This is a genomic window from Chloroflexota bacterium, assembly GCA_015478725.1.
In the GTDB taxonomy this organism is placed as follows: Bacteria; Chloroflexota; Limnocylindria; order Limnocylindrales; family CSP1-4; genus C-114.
On the sequence record JADMIG010000041.1, the window covers coordinates 1 to 16,774 of the forward strand.

The 16,774-nt window shown below is 71.8% G+C and carries 16 protein-coding genes; 8 read left to right on the forward strand and 8 right to left on the reverse strand.

Annotation, left to right across the window (positions count from 1 at the left end; all coding sequences use genetic code 11):
- Window positions 1–287: 287 nt before the first annotated feature.
- Genes IVW53_14425 through IVW53_14435 form a run of 3 tightly spaced genes read right to left on the reverse strand, consistent with a single transcriptional unit; the run spans window position 288 to window position 3,892 of the window.
- Window positions 288–746, reverse strand: coding sequence for an arginine repressor (locus tag IVW53_14425; protein MBF6606761.1), 459 nt, complete (start codon window positions 744–746; stop codon window positions 288–290).
- A 23-nt stretch (window positions 747–769) separates the two neighbouring features.
- Window positions 770–1,600: an undecaprenyl-diphosphatase UppP gene (gene uppP, locus IVW53_14430; protein ID MBF6606762.1), complete on the reverse strand. Its 831-nt coding sequence runs from the start codon at window positions 1,598–1,600 to the stop codon at window positions 770–772.
- Window positions 1,601–1,660: 60 nt separating this feature from the next.
- Window positions 1,661–3,892: a sodium-translocating pyrophosphatase gene (locus IVW53_14435; GenBank protein MBF6606763.1), complete on the reverse strand. Its 2,232-nt coding sequence runs from the start codon at window positions 3,890–3,892 to the stop codon at window positions 1,661–1,663.
- A 214-nt stretch (window positions 3,893–4,106) separates the two neighbouring features.
- Here IVW53_14435 and lepB point away from each other — a divergent pair, with 214 nt between their 5' ends.
- Genes lepB through IVW53_14450 form a run of 3 tightly spaced genes read left to right on the forward strand, consistent with a single transcriptional unit; the run spans window position 4,107 to window position 6,789 of the window.
- On the forward strand, window positions 4,107–4,706 hold the full coding sequence (gene lepB / locus IVW53_14440; protein ID MBF6606764.1) for a signal peptidase I: 600 nt from the start codon (window positions 4,107–4,109) through the stop codon (window positions 4,704–4,706).
- Window positions 4,703–5,335, forward strand: a complete 633-nt coding sequence (locus IVW53_14445) for a hypothetical protein (protein MBF6606765.1) — start codon at window positions 4,703–4,705, stop codon at window positions 5,333–5,335. The genes lepB and IVW53_14445 overlap by 4 nt, the downstream gene beginning before the upstream one ends.
- Window positions 5,332–6,789: a hypothetical protein gene (locus tag IVW53_14450; GenBank protein ID MBF6606766.1), complete on the forward strand. Its 1,458-nt coding sequence runs from the start codon at window positions 5,332–5,334 to the stop codon at window positions 6,787–6,789. The genes IVW53_14445 and IVW53_14450 overlap by 4 nt, the downstream gene beginning before the upstream one ends.
- Window positions 6,790–6,843: 54 nt before the next feature.
- Here IVW53_14450 and ndk read toward each other — a convergent pair whose 3' ends face one another.
- The 5 genes from ndk to IVW53_14475 form a co-directional block, all read right to left on the reverse strand.
- On the reverse strand, window positions 6,844–7,305 hold the full coding sequence (gene ndk, locus IVW53_14455) for a nucleoside-diphosphate kinase (protein MBF6606767.1): 462 nt from the start codon (window positions 7,303–7,305) through the stop codon (window positions 6,844–6,846).
- Window positions 7,302–8,087 (reverse strand): hypothetical protein, encoded by a 786-nt coding sequence (locus IVW53_14460; protein MBF6606768.1) that lies wholly within the window; start codon window positions 8,085–8,087, stop codon window positions 7,302–7,304. Before IVW53_14460 ends, ndk begins: the two co-directional genes overlap by 4 nt.
- A complete protein-coding gene (locus IVW53_14465; GenBank protein MBF6606769.1) occupies window positions 8,084–9,352 on the reverse strand; it encodes an insulinase family protein in 1,269 nt (422 codons plus the stop codon). Before IVW53_14465 ends, IVW53_14460 begins: the two co-directional genes overlap by 4 nt.
- 62 nt (window positions 9,353–9,414) lie before the next feature.
- The gene (locus tag IVW53_14470; protein ID MBF6606770.1) at window positions 9,415–10,848 is read right to left on the reverse strand and encodes an NCS2 family permease; all 1,434 of its coding nucleotides are present in this window, start codon (window positions 10,846–10,848) and stop codon (window positions 9,415–9,417) included.
- A 77-nt stretch (window positions 10,849–10,925) separates the two neighbouring features.
- Window positions 10,926–11,360, reverse strand: a complete 435-nt coding sequence (locus tag IVW53_14475) for a hypothetical protein (GenBank protein ID MBF6606771.1) — start codon at window positions 11,358–11,360, stop codon at window positions 10,926–10,928.
- Window positions 11,361–11,537: 177 nt separating this feature from the next.
- Here IVW53_14475 and IVW53_14480 point away from each other — a divergent pair, with 177 nt between their 5' ends.
- The 5 genes from IVW53_14480 to IVW53_14500 form a co-directional block, all read left to right on the forward strand.
- The gene (locus tag IVW53_14480; protein MBF6606772.1) at window positions 11,538–12,350 is read left to right on the forward strand and encodes a type III pantothenate kinase; all 813 of its coding nucleotides are present in this window, start codon (window positions 11,538–11,540) and stop codon (window positions 12,348–12,350) included.
- Window positions 12,347–13,759: a bifunctional phosphopantothenoylcysteine decarboxylase/phosphopantothenate--cysteine ligase CoaBC gene (gene coaBC, locus IVW53_14485; protein ID MBF6606773.1), complete on the forward strand. Its 1,413-nt coding sequence runs from the start codon at window positions 12,347–12,349 to the stop codon at window positions 13,757–13,759. Before IVW53_14480 ends, coaBC begins: the two co-directional genes overlap by 4 nt.
- Window positions 13,756–14,706, forward strand: coding sequence for a 3-methyl-2-oxobutanoate hydroxymethyltransferase (gene panB, locus IVW53_14490; protein MBF6606774.1), 951 nt, complete (start codon window positions 13,756–13,758; stop codon window positions 14,704–14,706). Before coaBC ends, panB begins: the two co-directional genes overlap by 4 nt.
- Window positions 14,594–15,628, forward strand: a complete 1,035-nt coding sequence (locus IVW53_14495) for a pantoate--beta-alanine ligase (protein MBF6606775.1) — start codon at window positions 14,594–14,596, stop codon at window positions 15,626–15,628. Before panB ends, IVW53_14495 begins: the two co-directional genes overlap by 113 nt.
- A 19-nt stretch (window positions 15,629–15,647) precedes the next feature.
- On the forward strand, window positions 15,648–16,774 hold a 1,127-nt coding region (locus tag IVW53_14500), incomplete at its 3' end, for an MFS transporter (GenBank protein ID MBF6606776.1).

Here is a 16,774-nt window from a genome sequence, read left to right on the forward strand (position 1 = left end):
CCGGAGGGCCCGCGATTCACGGCGGCCGGAGGGCCCGCGATTCACGGCGGCCGGAGGGCCCGCGATTCGAGGCGGCCGTGGAGCCGGCCGGCACCTCCCGCGGCCTTCCCGCGGCCTTCCACGCCGCATGTCGACGTCCTTGCTGATCTTGAGGTCCACGTCGGGCTCAGGGATGCGGCCGGAGATGAACTCTCCGAGCTGAGCGGACGGTAGGCCGACTGAGCGCCAGCGTCAAGGTTCGTACTCGTGCGTGTTGTCGGATCTAACGCGACGGTCAAACGCGACGGTCACGCGGTCGCGAGGCGGGCGAGCCGCTGCCGCACTCGCTGGAGCGAGCCGCGGTCCGCACAGGCGACGAACACCGTGTCGTCGCCCGCGATGGAGCCCGCCACTTCCGGCCAGTGGGCCCGATCGAGGGCCGCCGCAATGGCGTGCGCCGAGCCCGGCAGCGTCCGGACCACGAGGAGGAGACCCGACTCGCGGAGCTCGATCGGGAGATCGCCGAGGAGGACCCGCAGCCGATCCTCCCCGGTCACCTCGGCGTCGATGAGCCGGCGCGGGATCGCGTAGACCTGTGCCCCCTCGTGCGCGACCTTGACGAGGCCGAGCTCAGCCACGTCCCGGCTGATCGTGGCCTGGGTCGCCCGGAAGCCGCGCTCCCGGAGTGCCGTCGCGAGTTCCTGCTGGGTCCGGAGCGTCCGTTGCTCGACGAGGTCGCGGATCGCCCGCTGCCGGAGCTGCTTCATGACCTCCATCCGCGATCCGATCCCTACTGCGAAAGAACGAGAACGAAGATGAGCGCGGCGAGCACCACCCGATAGGCGACGAAGAGGCCAGTCCCGTTCCGCCGCAGGTAGCCGAGGAGGAACGCGATCGCGATGAAGCCGAAGATCGCGGCGGTGGCGACGCCGACCGCGAGCGGACCGATCTGCGCGCCGCCGAGCACTCCCGGGTTGACGAAGGTCCGCGCCTTCCAGGCGGCGGCACCGGCGATGACGGGGACGGCCATGAGGAAGCTGAATCGGGCGGCCGCCTCCCGCTGCAGCCCGAGGAAGAGACCGGCGGCGATCGTGATGCCGGAGCGGCTGATCCCCGGGAACAGGGCGATCGCCTGGGCGACGCCGATCGTCGCCGCATCGCGGGTCGTCATCCGGGCGAGGTCGCGCTCACGGCGGCCCCATCGTTCCCCGAGCCAGAGCAGTGCGGCGCCGACGAGGACGAAGACGCCGATCCAGCCCGGCGTCGACCGGAACGCCGTGTCGAACGTGCCCTCGAAGACCGCCCCGAGGATCGCCGCCGGGACGACGGACATGACAAGGAGCCAAGCGAGCCGCCGCTGCGGATCGTCGCCGATCCGGCGATCGCGGAGCGAGGCGAGCCAGGCGATGAGGAGGCCCACCAGATCGGCGCGGAAGTAGACGAGGAGCGCGACGAGCGTCCCGAGGTGAAGCATGACGTCGAACGCCGCCGTGTCGACGAACGGATCGTTCCAGCCGAGGAAGCGCGGGATGAGGATGAGGTGGGCGGACGACGAGATGGGCAGGAACTCGGTGAGTCCCTGGACGAGGCCGAGGATCGCAGCGTGGAGGAGGCTCTCCAGCGGGGCATCCTCCGTGGGGGCGCGATGGACCGGCGGTCGGCGCGCCGACCGGCCGGCGGGTCAGCGGATGAAGAGCGGCGCGAGGACGAGGGTGATCGTCGCGAGGAGCTTGACGAGGACATGGAGCGACGGGCCGGCCGTGTCCTTGAACGGGTCGCCGACCGTGTCGCCGACGACCGCCGCCGCGTGCGCGACCGTCTTCTTCCCGAGCACGTTGCCCTGGTCGTCCTTCAGATGCCCGGACTCAATGTACTTCTTGGCGTTGTCCCAGGCGCCACCGCCGTTGTTGAGGACCGTCGCGAGGAGGACGCCGGCGATCGTGCCGACCATGAGGAGCCCGGCGACCGCCTCGTAGCCGAGGAGGAGCCCGACGAGGATCGGCGTGGCGACGGCCACGACACCGGGCGCGATCATCTCGCGCAGCGCGGCGCGGGTCGTGATGTCAACGACCCGGGCATAGTCCGGGCGCTGGGTGTAGTCCATGATCCCGGGCATCTCCCGGAACTGCCGCCGGACCTCGACGATGATCGCCTGGGCGGTGGTGCCCACCGCCCGGATGGCGAGCGAGCTGAAGAAGTAGACGAGCATCGCCCCCATGAGCGCGGCGACGAAGACGCTGACGTCCGCGAGGTTGACCGACGTGAGGAGGCCCTGGGCGGCCGTCCGGGTCCCGGCGTCGATCTGGCGCTGGAGGATGAGGTTCACCTTGTCGATGTAGGCGCTGAAGAGGAGGAATGCGGCGAGCGAGGCCGATGCGATGGCGTAGCCCTTCGTGAGGGCCTTCGTCGTGTTCCCGACCGCGTCGAGCCGGTCGGTGATCTCGCGGGCTCCCGCCTCCGCGTGGCTGAACTCGGCGATGCCGCCGGCGTTGTCCGTGATCGGCCCGAAGGTGTCCATGGCGAGGATGTAGGCGGTGGTCATGAGCATCCCCATCGTCGCCACCGCGGTCCCGAAGATGCCGCCGACGTTGACGCCTGTCTGGGCGTTGACCAGGCCGGCCTGCGAGCCGAGGAAGTGGCTCGCGATGAGGGCGATGCCGATCGTGAGCGCCGTCACGAGCGTCGTCTCGAAGCCGACCGCGACGCCGCTGATGATGTTCGTCGCCGGTCCGGTCTTGCTCGCCTCCGCGATCTCGCGCACCGGGCGATAGCCGCCGGCGGTATAGAACTGCGTGATGTAGACGAAGGCGACGCTCGTGGCGAGCCCGACGACGCCGCAGAGGAAGAACCAGACCCAGCTCGGGATGCCGTTCGCGCCGAGGTCCTGGCCGCCGGTCTGCATCATGACGTTGGTGACGAAGGCGAGGGCCACGACGGAGAGCAGGGTGGTGGCCCAGTAGCCGCGGTTGAGGATGTTCATCGGATCCTCGTCCTCGCGACCGCGGACGAAGAACATCGCGACGATCGTGGCGAGCAGGCCGAAGGCCCGCACGACGAGCGGGAAGAAGATCCACGCCTGTGGGTTCGGCCAGCCGGCCGCCTGCGCGATGCCGTAGACCGCGACGCCGAGGATCATCGCCCCGATGTTCTCGGCTGCGGTCGACTCGAACAGGTCCGCGCCGCGGCCGGCGCAGTCGCCGACGTTGTCGCCGACGAGGTCCGCGATGACGGCGGCGTTGCGCGGGTCGTCCTCCGGGATACCGGCCTCGATCTTGCCGACGAGATCCGATCCGACGTCCGCCGCCTTCGTGTAGATCCCGCCGCCGAGCTGGGCGAAGAGGGCGACGAACGAGGCGCCGAAGCCGAAGCCGACGATGAGGAACGGCGCCTGCGCCGGATGGTCGAAGCCACCGTACGCGGCGAAGATGCCCCACACGCCGAGGAGGGAGAGGGCGACGACGAGGAAGCCCGACACCGCGCCGCCGCGCATCGCGACCTGGACGGCCTCGACGAGGCTCCGTCGGGCGGCCGCTGCGGTCCGGACGTTCGAGCGGACGCTGATGTACATGCCGATGATCCCGGACGCCATCGAGCACGCCGCGCCGACGAGGAAGGCGACCCCTGTGCGGATGCCGAGGTCGAACCCGTAGATGGAGGTATCGGCGACGTTCTTGCCCTCGACGAGGCCGATGACGATCGCGATGACGACCGCGCCACCGAGGGCGAGGACACCGATCGTCGTGTACTGCCGGCGGATGAAGGCGACCGCACCCTCGAAGATCGTGTCGGCCACGTCGCGCATGGCCTGGGTCCCCGTGTCGCGGGACAGGACGTCGCGGGCCAGGTAGAGGGCGAAGAGCACGGCGGCGATCCCGGCGATCGGGATGATCAGTTGGAGCGCACTCGGATCCATCGGGGGGTTCGACTCCTCATCTCGGGATCGCGTCCAGCGCGCGGCACGTCGCCTCCGCAGCCTGGGGAACGATGGGCGCGCTGGGGGGCGGGTCGCAGCCGAAGCGCAACCTTTCAGTCGCGGCGGAGTGTAGCGCGGCCCGTTCGGACGGGTCAAACCGGGCGGGCGGGGATCGGCGGCGCGGATCACCCCCCGCCCCTATACTGCCGACCTTGTGAGCCGTCGCCCCCTGGGCTGTCTCTTCGAAGTCGTCGAGACGCTCGTCCTGACCCTCGTCATCTTCCTCATCATCCAGAACTTCATCGCCCAGCCATTCAAGGTCCAGCAGCAGTCGATGGAGCACACCCTCGAGCCCGACCAGTACGTGCTCGTGGACAAGCTCACCCCCCGCTTCGGCTCGTACAACCGGGGCGACATCGTCGTCTTCAATCCCCCGCCGGCCTGGATCCAGCAACAGGGCGGGACGCCGTACATCAAGCGCGTGATCGGGATCGGCGGCGACTCCATCCAGATCAGGAACGACGGCTTCGTGTACGTCAACGGCATCAGGCTCGTGGAGCCGTACCTCTACGCAGACCCCGGGCAGCCGCCTCAGCCAACGACGCCGTCGGGCGGTCAATCCAGCTGGGTCGTGCCTCCCGGTGAGCTCTTCGTCATGGGCGATCACCGCGAGCGTTCGGCGGATTCGCGCGTCTTCGGCGCGGTCCCGGTCAGCGCGGTGATCGGCCGCGCGTGGCTCCGCTACTGGCCATTCGCCACCTTCGGCATCCTGCAGAACCCCGGTCATCCGGAGCTCGCCTCCCCGGCGCCGTGAATCCCGCGCTCGTCCTCGTCGCGCTGGTCGTGGCGGGAGGTGCCGTGACGTGCATCGCCGCGAGCGAGACCCGATACGCCCTGGCCGGCCTCGCCGTCACCCTCCTCGCGGCGCCGTTCCTCGCCGATCCGCTGCCCGCGCCACTCGCCCTCGGCGCCCGCCTCGTGGCTGCCGCCCTCGCCACGTATCTGCCGTGGATCGTCGTCCGGGACGCGGCTCGGACCACCCGCGGATCGCTCCTCGGCTGGCCGGTGGACGCCCTGATCGCGGCGGCCGCCTTCGTCATCGGTTTCGGGACGGCCGGCCTCGGCGCGGCCGCCCTCGGTCCGGCCGAGGCGCAGGGCGCCGGATTCGCGCTTGTCGCGCTGTCCGTGGGCCCGATCGTCTTCGGCCGGGACCTGTTCCGCCTCGGCGCCGGCGGGCTGCTCCTCATCGTCGGCGTCGCACTCGTCGGCGTGGGCCTCGGTGGCACGCCCGCGCCGTTCGCGGAGCTCGTCTTCGGCACCCTCGTCGTCGCCTTCTGCGGCGGCCTCACGTTCCTGCTCTGGAGCGCGGCCGCGGCGGGTGTCGCCGACACGGAAGTCCTCGACGACGTGCGACCGCCCCGAGCGGCGAGCGCTCCGCGATGAACGTCCTGCCATTCCTCGCCGTGACGTTCGGCGGCGCGACGGCGACCCTGCTCCTCCGGCGCTGGCCGCCGATCTCGACAGCGGTCGGCCTGCTCGCGCTCGGCGGCGCGACCCTGGCCGCGCTCGCCATCGGCACGGATGCGCTGACCGTCGGCGGCGGGACGCTCGTGGGCTCGGCCTACGGACGGCTGTTCCTCGCCCTCGGCGCGGGCAGCGGGACGCTCGTGACGATCATCGCCCTCGGCACAGGGTTGCCCCGCGATCTGCCTGGCGCGCTTCTCATCGGTCTCGGTGCGACCGGTCTCGCCGTCAGCGTCGCGGACCCGACGACCGCCGTCGCGGCGACGATCGTGGCCGGGTGCGCGGGCATCCTCGTCTCGCTCGGGCCCGGATCGGGTGCACGAGGGATCGGCGTGGCGGCCCGTGAGCTCCGCGCGATCGCCGTCGCCGGGGCGCTCGTCATGCTCGCGACCGGCTGGCTCAGTCGTCCCATCCCGCTGCTCGCCGAGGACCCGTTCGTGTTCGGCCTGGCGTATGCGGCGGTCGCGGTGGGCGTGGCGATGCGCTTCGGCGCGATCCCCTTCCACCTCTGGGTCGCCCGGGTGGCCGACGCGGCCCCGGACGTGGCGCTGCCGCTCCTCACGATGTGGGTCCCGGCCGGCCTGGCGATCGTCGTGCTGACCTGGCTGAACGCAACGATCGTGCCGCTCGTCCCGGCCGTCGGCGACCTTGGGGCGGAACGGACCGTCATCGTCGCGATCGGGCTCGCGTGTCTCGTCTTCGGCGCGATCGCGGCGTGGATCCAGGACGACCTCGAGCACGTCGTCGGTTACGCGGCCGTGCAGGACGCCGGCGTCGTCCTCCTCGCCGTCGCCGTCCTCGACCCGGGCGTCTGGACGGCGGCCCGGACGTGGATCGTCGTGCTCGTCGTGGCACGAACGGCGCTCGCCGCGTGGGCCGTCGCGATCCGCGCCCGCTTCGGGACCCGCCGCATCGACGACCTCGCCGGATGGGCGCGACGATCGCCGGTCCTGCTCCTCGCCCTCGTCGCGATCGCCGTCGCCTCGATCGGGCTGCCGGGTCTCGTCGCCTTCGACGCCCGCGCGACGATCATCCGATCCGCCCTCGCCGGTCCACTGGCCACGATCGTGCTCGTCGCGGTGTTCCTGCCGGTCCTCTACTACGGGCGCCTGCTCAGCGTCGGCCTGGGCCACCCGACCGCCGCCGCGGCGGCGGTTCCCGACGACCGGCCGCGGCGGCCCACGGTCGGCCGATCGCTCGGCGCGGTCCAGCCGACGATCGCGGCGAACCGCGGGCTCATCCTCGCCAGCCTCGTGCTCGTGCTCGCATCGGTCGCCGTCGCGGCGTCCGCCGGAGGGTTCGGCCTGACCACGGCCGCCGCGGAGGCCGCGCCGTTCGCATCACCGAGCCAGGCGGCGATCGCGATCCCGTAGGGGCGCGCGGCGGCCTCGCCGGCCGGGACGCTTCGGCGGCCTCGGCGGCCCCGCTCAGTCGGCGGGAGCGAGAGCCCAGCGATCGATGTCCCGATCGTACGAGAGGAGCTCCTCGGGCCGGAACCAGAGCGCGAGCTCCGTCGCCGCGCTGTCCGCCGAATCGGAGGCGTGGACGAGGTTCTGGGCGGTCTCGAGGGCGAGGTCGCCGCGGATCGTACCGGGCGCCGCCTCATTCGGCCGGGTGGCCCCGTTGATCGTGCGGACGATCGCGATCGCGTCCGGGCCCTCGAAGGCGACCGCGACGAGCGGACTCGAGACGATGAAGTCGACAAGGCTCGCGAAGAACGGGCGGGCCCGATGGATCGCGTAGTGGCGCTCCGCGGTCGCCCGGTCCACGTGGACGAGCTTGAGCCCGACGATCTTGAGGCCCCGTCGCTCATAGCGCTCGAGGATGCTCCCGACCAGCAGCCGCTGGACGCCGTCCGGCTTGATGAGGACGAGCGTGCGTTCCGTCATGAAGTCTCCGATCCATGGTTGCGGGAGGGGACCGACGCCGAACGGCTCGGCCGCTCGAGCTCGTCGGCGGCGGCGCGATAGGCGAGTGCGGCCTCGATCTCGCGCCCCACGAGGCGGTAGGCGTCGCCGCGGATGATCTCGAACGAGCCGCCCGCGAGCGGACGGACGACATCGAGGACCGCCGGGGCGAGCACGGGGGCGATGCGGAGGACCAGGGCGAGACGAACGGCCGCTGCGGGCCAATCGTCTCGGGCGAGGTCCGCCTGGGCCGCTTCGAGCTCAGCGGTCCCATCCGGCATGGACGGGATGACGATGGCGCCGCCGGTCGCGACGGAGCTCGAGGCAACACGGGGCGCCTCCACGCCGGCGAGGCGGACCGGGTCGAGGGGATCGGGCGGCCAGAGGGCGGATCGCGGAAGGCCGGCGAAGATCGCGTCGAGATCGAGTTCCTCGCGATCGAGGGCACGGGTCGCGAGCCGCCGCGCCTCGCCCGGTCGACCGAGCGCCGACTGCGCCTCGGCGGCGATGACGAGCCCGAGGGCCGTGTCGCGACCGCTCCCGAGATGGGCCGCGGCCGCCTCCCCGGCGCCGGAAAGGTCACCGGTCCGCCAGCGCGCCTCGGCGAGATCGAGGAGCGCGTCGTCGTCCAGGACGCCTGCGCCGGCCATCGCCTCGAGCTCCGCTCGTGCGAGCTGGAACGCGCCGACGCGGAGATGGAGGCTCGCCAGACGGAGGTCCGTGGATCGAGCAGCGGGGTCGGCGATGGCGGCGCCCGTCGTCATGCCGGCAGCCGCAGACCGCGATCGAGCTTCGTCCCGCGCCGGGCGGGGGCGACGACGGCGAGGCGGAGGGCCTCGTCGCGGATGAGCTGGCGAGCGACGCGCTGGATGTCATCCGCGGTGACTGCGGCCACCGCCGCGAGCGCCTGGTCGAGATCGAGGACTCGCTCGTGGAGCGCCTCCTGGCCGCCGACCCATGACGCGAGATGCCGGGTCTCCTCCATCCGCAGCTCGAGACCGCCGGAGAGGTACGCCTTCGCCTTCGCGAGCTCGTCCGGCGGAACGAACTCGTCGCGCAGCCGGGCGAGCTCCACGAGGATGGCCTCGAGGGCGGGTCCCAGGTGATCCGGATCGACGCCGGCGGAGATGCCGAGCACACCCGCGTCGGCATAGTCCGCGATGCCGGAGCCGACGTCGTAGGCGAGCCCCTTCTCCTCCCGCACCGACAGGAAGAGCCGGCTGCTCATCCCGTCGCCGAGCACCGTGTTGAGGACGCCGAGCGTCCAGCTGTCCGGATGATCCCGCGGGAGTGAGGGGACGCCGACGGCGATGTGGGCCTGGCTCGCGTCGCGATGACCGAGCAGGTAGCGCTCGCCCGCCGGCAGCGTGGGAGCCGGCGCATACGGCGGGACGACGCCGTTGCCGGAGCCGAAGGAGCGGTCGACGAACCCGACGGCCTCGTCGTGGCCGATGTCGCCCGCCACCGCCACGACGACGTTGGCCGGTCGATACATCGTGGACCAGAAAGCGCGGATGGTCGCCTCGGGAAGGGAGCGGATCCCCGTCTCGTCACCGCAGATCTCCCGGCCGAGCGCCCCCTCCCCGAACATCGCCTGCTGGAAGAGGATCTGGCAGTACTCGGACGGGTCGTCGAGATACGAGCGGATCTCCTCGACGATGACCTGCCGCTCTCCGTCGATCTCCTTCGAGGCGAGCGTCGGTCGGACGATGAGCTCGCCGAGGACGTCCATCGCCCGGCTCGTCTCCCGCCCGGGGACGCGGACCCAGTAGATCGTCGTCTCACGGTCCGTCGCGGCGTTGAACGATCCGCCGACGCCCTCGATCGCCTCGGAGATCGCCCGGGTCGTGGGGTAGGCCGCCGTGCCCTTGAAGGTGATGTGCTCCATGAAATGGGCGACGCCAGCCTCATCCGGGGACTCGAAACGCGAACCGGCGAGGACGTACGCCGCGATGGAGACCGATCGGGCACCCGCGAGGCGGGCGCTGATGACGCGCGGTCCGTGAGGCAGCGCGGTCCGTTCGAACATCGCGGGGATGGTACAGGAAAGGGCGTCGCGGCCGGGCTCCGGCCCGGCCGCCCACCCGACCGCTACTTGACGAGGGTCTGGATCCAGTCCCTGGCGAAGTAGATGACGAAGGCGAGCGCGACAGCCCACATGAGCGGGTGGACTTCGCCGAACTTGCCCTTCACCGACTTGATGAAGACCCAGCTGACGAACCCGGCCCCGATCCCGACGGTGATGTCGTACGTGAGGGGCATGAGGATGATCGCGAGGAGGGCCGGGATGCCTTCCTCGGCGTCGGCGACGGGGATGTCCTTCACGAGGGTGAACATGAGGTAACCCACGACGACCAGGGCCGGCGCCGTCGCCTGGCTCGGGATGATCCCGGCGAGCGGAGCGAGGACGACGGCAAGGATGAAGAGGCCGCCGGTGACGACCGACGCGAAGCCCGTCCGGCCGCCCTCCGCGACCCCGGCCGCGCTCTCGATGTACGTGGTGTTGGATGAGATGCCGGCCGCCCCACCGGCGATGGCCGCGATCGAGTCAACGAGGAGGATGCGGCCGATCCCGGGCACCGAGCCGTCCTTGTCGGCCAGGCCCGCCTCGGCGGCGATGCCGGTGACCGTCCCCATCGTGTCGAAGAAGTCGGACAGCATGATCGCGAAGATGGTCAGGACCGCCGTGAGAAGGCCGAGCTTGCTGAACACCTCGAGGAGGTCGAACTGGCCGATCGTGGAAAAGCTGGGGGCGATCGTGAACGACGAGGGCACCGTCGCCACCCCGGCGAGCAAGGCGATGACGGTGGTGATCGCGATGCTGATGATGAGGGCCGCCCGGACCTTCATGACGAAGAGGGCGATCGTGATGCCGAGTCCGATGAGGAACACGAGCTGGCCGGTCGTCGTCGGGAAGGCGATCCCGACGAGCGGGACGCCGCCCTGCGGAGCGACGATCATGCCGCCGTTGACGAAACCGATGAAGAGGATGAAGAGGCCGATCCCGACGCCGATCGAGCGCTTGAGGACGAGCGGGACGGCCGCCATGATCGCTTCGCGGAGGCCGATGATGACGAGGATCGTGATCGCGATCCCCTCGAGGACGATGACGCCCATCGCGCCTCGCGCATCGAGCCCCTGCGCCGTCAGCGTGAACGCGACGAGGGCGTTGATGCCGAGGCCGGCGGCGAGGGCGAACGGGTAGTTGGCGACCACGCCCATGAGGATCGTCATGACCCCGCCGACGAGGGCGGTCGCGGCGGCGACCGCGACCGGGTCGAGCCCGAGCGGCTTGGCGATGATCGCCGGGTTCAGGAAGATGATGTACGCCATGACCACGAACGTGGTCACCCCGGCGCGAGCCTCCGTCGAGATGTTGGTGCCGCGCTCATCGAATCTGAAGTACGACGCGATCGCGTCCACAGCGGGCGTTCCTCCTCTCCGGGTGCGCCGGGCCGGGCCGACCCGTGTCGCACCGTCACCTCCCCCGGTCGCCTCGCGACCGGGCGCTCCCCGTCTCCCGATCCGGGCGCTCCGCCTCCGTAGGGGCGCCGGATCCAGTCCTCGTCCCGGCTGGGCAGCCGGGCCCCGCGCGAGGACCGCTACTCCGCCTCGTGGGCGTCGAGGCCGAGCAGTTCCATCTGGACGAAGTCCGCGGCCTCGAGCTCGAGCTGCCGCGGCGCGAACGGCGTGCGATCGTGGTCCGTCGCGAGCGGCACGAACTCGATGACGATCCGCTCGTCACCCTGAACCAGCGTGTACACGATGAGCTGATCCGGTCGCGTCTCGAACTCGAGGTGCTCGAACGAGTCGATGTTCAGGCAGATCGAGAGGGGGGTGAAGTACGTCGAGACGTCCGGTTGATCGAGGACGATCCGCTCGACCCAGCCGGTGCCTCGATCGACGAGGTCGCGACCGCGGAAGTAGCGGTAGCCGACTGTCTGCCTGAGGAGGGGCCGGAGCAGGTGCTGGATGTCCGTCCGGCTCGAGACGACGCCGCGATTGACGAAGAACTTCGCGGGCGGCTCGGACGACACGACACGCTCCTGCTCGACGGGACGCTGGACGAGGCGGCGTTCGGATCGTCGGACCGGCGGTTCCCGGCCCGCCGGGTTCGACGGCCGGATGGTACCGCATCGGTCCCGCCCGGCGAAGCGCATTCGGGCGGCCTCCGGGTCGTCGGCGGTCCTCCGGCGGCCGCGTATCATCGGGCCATGCTCCTCGCGATCGACGTCGGCAACACGAACGTGACGATCGGCCTCGTGCGGGACGGGGCCGTCCTCGCGACCCGTCGAGCGGCCACCCGCGCCGGAGACACGCCGGACGAGCTCGAGCTGCTCCTCGAGGGGCTCCTCCGCCTCGATGCGGCCTCGTTCGCCGACGTGACCGCCGTGGCCCTGGCATCGGTGGTCCCGACCCTCACCGAGCGGATCGAGGACGTCGCCGCCCGTCACGGCCTTCGAACGGTCGTCGCTTCGGCCGGGACCGTGCCGCTCGCGATCCGGGTCGAGCGGCCGGCCGAGGTGGGGGCAGATCGGCTCGTCAACGCCCTGGCCGCCCATCGGCTGTACGGGGCCCCGGCGGTCGTCGTCGACTTCGGGACCGCGACGACCTTCGACGCAGTCGCCATGGATGGAGCCTACGTCGGCGGCGCGATCGCGCCGGGCCTCGAGGTCAGCCTCGACGCCCTCGCCGCCCGGACGGCGAGGCTCCCGCGGATCCCGTTGCAGGCCCCGGCCCGGGCGATCGGCCGCGACACCGTGTCCGCCATGCAGGCGGGTGCCGTCCTCGGCTACCAGGCGCTCGTGACCGGACTCCTCGGCCGGATCCGCGTCGAGCTCGCGGCGAGCGCCGGGGTCGACCCGACGGCCGTTCGGGCGATCCTCACCGGGGGACTCTCTGCCGCGCCCTGGGTCCGGGCGCTCGAGGGCATCGACGCCGTGGACCCCGACCTCACGATACGGGGCCTTGCCATCCTGCACGCCGAAGTCGCCGGCGGCGAGCCGCTCGAGCTCGGCTTCCGATGAGCGGACCGCCGCGCTCCGGGACCGGCGGCCGCCTCGCCGGCCGGCTCATCGCGCTCGGGGTGAGCGGCTCGATCGCGGCCTACCGGACGCCGGATCTCGTCCGCCTGCTCCAGGCCGAGGGCGCGGAGGTCGTCGCGATCCTCACTCCGTCGGCCGGGCGGTTCGTCGCCCGGCTCGCCCTCGAGGCACTCACCCGTCACCCCGTGGAGGAGGACGTCCTCGCGCTGCTGCCGGACGGGCGGATCGGCCACATCGTCGTCGCCGACACGGCAGACGCCATCGTCGTCGCGCCGGCGACGGCCCACTGGCTCGCGGCGATGGCGAGCGGCCTCGCCGGGGACGTGGTCACCGCGACGTGTCTCGCGACGACCGCGCCCGTCGTGGTCGCACCGGCGATGGACGGCGAGATGTACGCCCACCCCGCGACGCGGGCGAACGTCGCACGTCTCCGCGACGGGTTCGGCTACCGGATCGTCGAGCCGGAGGCCGGACCGCTCGCCTCCGGCCAGACCGGCGTGGGACGGCTGGCGGCTCTCCCGGCCATCGTGGATGCGGTCGCGGCCGCCGTGGCGGGCCGACCGGTCCGCGCTCCCGACGCGCTCGACCGCCCGCCGATCGCGTCGATGCCCCACGAGGCGGATCTCACGGATCGCCACATCATCGTCACGGCCGGCGGAACCGCGGAGCCGATCGACCCCGTGCGGTCCATCACGAATCGCTCGTCGGGCCGGATGGGCGTCGCGATCGCCGAGGCCGCGCTCGACCGCGGGGCCCGGGTCACCGTCATCGCGGCCGGCGTCTCCGTCCCGCTGCCGGCCCGGGCGACGGTCATCCGGGCCCAGACGACCGCGGCGCTTCACGCCGCACTGGTTGCCGCGATCGGCGATCCGATCGGGACGACCAGGTTCGATGCGCTCCTCATGGCCGCCGCCGTCTCTGACTTCCGGCCCGTCCGGCCGGCCGAGACGAAGCTCCCGCGGGGCGCCGGACTGACGCTCGAGCTCGAGCCGACCGCGGACCTCCTCGCCGACGTGGCGCGGATCGTGCACGGGAGCGACGCGAACGGCGCGGTCATGGGCGTCCCCCTCCATCCACGACCCATCCTCGTCGGCTTCGCCGCGGAGACGGGCTCGCTCGACCGGGCGCGCGACAAGCTCCGCCGGAAGGGTATCGACCTCATGGTCGCGAACGACATCACCGAAGCCGGATCGGGCTTCGCGACAGAGACGAACCGGGTGACGATCTTCTCGTCGGAGGGCGAGCCGGATGCCTGGCCGCTCATGACGAAGCGGGAGGTCGCCGATCGCCTCCTCGACATCGTCGCGTGGCGGCTGGACGAGCGCGACGAGGCGGACCAGACTGATGCGGGGTCGCGCGCCTCGCGACCCATGGAGGAGACCGTGTCATGAGCGCCACGACGGATCGCGACCGCCGCCTGACCGTGAGCGACATCGCCAGGTTCCACGCCGATGGCGAACGGATCGCGATGCTCACCGCGTACGATTTCCCGACCGCCCGCCTCCTCGACGAGGCCGGCATCCCGCTCCTCCTCGTCGGCGATTCGCTTGGCGAGGTGATGCTCGGCTACGACTCGACGGTCCGCGTGACGATGGACGAGATGCTCCATCACACGAAAGCGGTGGCGCGCGGCACGGCCCACGCGCTCGTGGTCGCGGACATGCCGTTCCTCTCGTACGCCACCCCCGATGAGGCGGTCGCGAACGCCGGCCGATTCCTCCGCGACGGCGGCGCCCAGGCGGTGAAGATCGAGGGCGGGGTGCGATCCGCCCGCATCGTCGAGACGCTCGTCAGGTCCGGCATCCCGGTCATGGGCCACATCGGCTGGACGCCCCAGGCGAAGTACGCGATGGGGGGTCGGGTCCGCGTCCAGGGTAAGGATCGCAGTCAGGCGCGGGCGCTCCTCCACGACGCGCTCGCGATCCAGGAGGCGGGCGCGTTCGCCGTCGTCCTCGAGCTCGTCCCGGGCCAGCTCGCGGCGGCGATCACGGAGCGGCTTCGGATCCCGACGATCGGGATCGGCGCGGGGGCGGGTTGCAGCGGCCAGGTCCAGGTCGTGACGGACCTCCTCGGCCTCGGGTCATTCGTGCCGCGCCACGCTCGTCCCTATGCGAACGTCCGCGAGACGATCCTCGACGCGGCGCGGCGATATGCCGCGGACGTCGCCGCCGGGACCTTCCCGGGTGCGGAGCAGACCGTGCTCATGGCAGACGACGTCATCGTCGATGTCCTCGGCACTGGCGGGGAGGACCGGACCGCCGGCGAGTCGCACCGCGGGGGCGAGGGTATGCTCGGCGGCATCCCCCTCGGCGGCATCCCGCTCGATCGGGACCTCTGATCGCCATCCGTCCGCCGCGGATCTCCATCCGTCCGCCGCGGATCTCCATCCGTCCGCCGCGGATCTCCACCGACCCTCGAGCCACGTGACACGGGTCGTTCGCACGCGGGCGGACCTGCGGGCCGCACTCGCCGGAGCGCCTCGACCCGTCGGCCTCGTCCCGACGATGGGCTGGCTCCACGACGGTCACCGCTCGCTCATGGAACGCGCCCGGGCGGAGAGCGCGACGACCGTCGCCTCCATCTTCGTCAATCCCCGCCAGTTCACGGTCGCCGCGGACTTCGAGCGCTACCCGCGCAGCGAGGCGCACGACTTTGCAGTCTGCGAGGCGGCGGGAATCGACCTGGTCTGGGCACCGAGTGTCGACGACGTCTATGTCCCGGGTTTCGACACGGCGGTCTCGGTCGGCGCGGTCGCTCGACCCCTCGAGGGCGCCGCGCGGCCCGGCCACTTCGATGGCGTCGCCACCGTCGTCGCGATCCTCTTCACGCTCGTCGGTGCCGAGCGTGCCTATTTCGGCCAGAAGGACGCCCAGCAGGTCATGGTCATCCGGCGGATGGCCCTCGATCTCGCGATCCCGACCGAGATCGTCGGCTGTCCGACGATCCGCGAATCCGACGGCCTCGCCCTCTCGTCGCGGAACGTCCATCTGTCCCCGGTCGAGCGCGCGGCAGCGCCGGTCCTCCATCGGGCACTCGCGGCGGCACGCGATCGGTGGCGGGCGGGCGAGCGCTCGGGCGACGCGCTCCGCGAGACGATGCGCGAGACCCTGGCCGGCGAACCCCTCGCCCGGCCGGAGTACGTCTCGGTCGCCGATGCGATGACGCTCGCCGAGCTCGACCGCGTCGATGATCCGGCGCTCGCCTCGCTTGCCGTCCGGTTCGGGACGACCCGCCTCATCGACAACGAACCGCTCGGCTGACCGAGGTCCCGCCGGCCGGATGCTCGCCCAGCGCCGGTTGCCGCTCGCGTACATCGTGTATTTCGCCGCCGTCGGGGCGGCTTTTCCGTACCTGCCGGTCTTCTACCACGACCTCGGTCTCGACTTCGACGCGATCGGCCTGATCGCCGCGCTCCAGGCCGCCACCCAGCTCGTCACCGCTCCGATCTGGGGCGGTCTCGCCGACCGCTTTCCGCGATCCCGCCTCGCCCTGCCCGCGGCGGCCCTGTTCGCGGCGGTCGGAGCCACGATCCTCGTCGCCGCGACCGGGCTGCTCGGGGCGATCGTCGGCGGCGTCGTCCTCTTCGCCGGACTCGCCGGCACGGGCCCGGTCCTCGACGCCCGTGCGCTCGAGCTCCTGGGTGCCGACCGCGCTCGATACGGCGGTGTCCGAGCCTGGGGATCGGTGGCCTTCGTCGTCTCGGCGACCATCGTCGGCGTGGTCCTCGATCGGGAGGGTCCCCGCGCCATCTTCGCGATCTACCTGCCGGCGCTCCTTGCGACGGCGCTCGTCACGGCGTCCCTGCCGCGATCCGGCACGAACCGCGGCACGGGGATGCTCGTCGGCGCCCGCGAGGTCTTCGGATCGGCCGGGCTCCCGCTCTTCCTCGCCGGCGTCTTCCTCGTCTGGACCTCCCTCACGGCCATCAACGCCTTCTACTCGATCCAGATCGTCAACCTCGGGGGCGGGGCGACGCTCGTCGGGCTTGCCTGGGCGGTGGGAGCGATGGTGGAGGTACCGATCATGTTCGGGTTCGCCCGCCTCGCCGGGCGGTTCGGCACGGAGCGCCTCCTCGTCCTCGGGACCGTGGTCTTCGGGCTCCGGGCGGCCGCCTCGGCGCTGACCACGGATCCGGCCGCACTTGTCGCGATCTCCAGCCTCGAGGGGTTCGCCTTCGGCTCGTTCTTCGTCGGCGGCGTGACCTACATCGCCCGGCTCGCCCCGACGAATCTCGCCGGCACCGCCCAGGGGATGTTCGCCGCGATCGCCGGCCTCGCGACGGTCGTCGGCTCGAGCGCCGGCGGGGTCATCGCGGGGTGGCTCACCATCCGGGGCCTCTTCGCCGCGACGGTCGTCGGTCACCTCGTGGCAGCCGCGGTGGTCGCCTTCGCGGTCCATCGCCACGC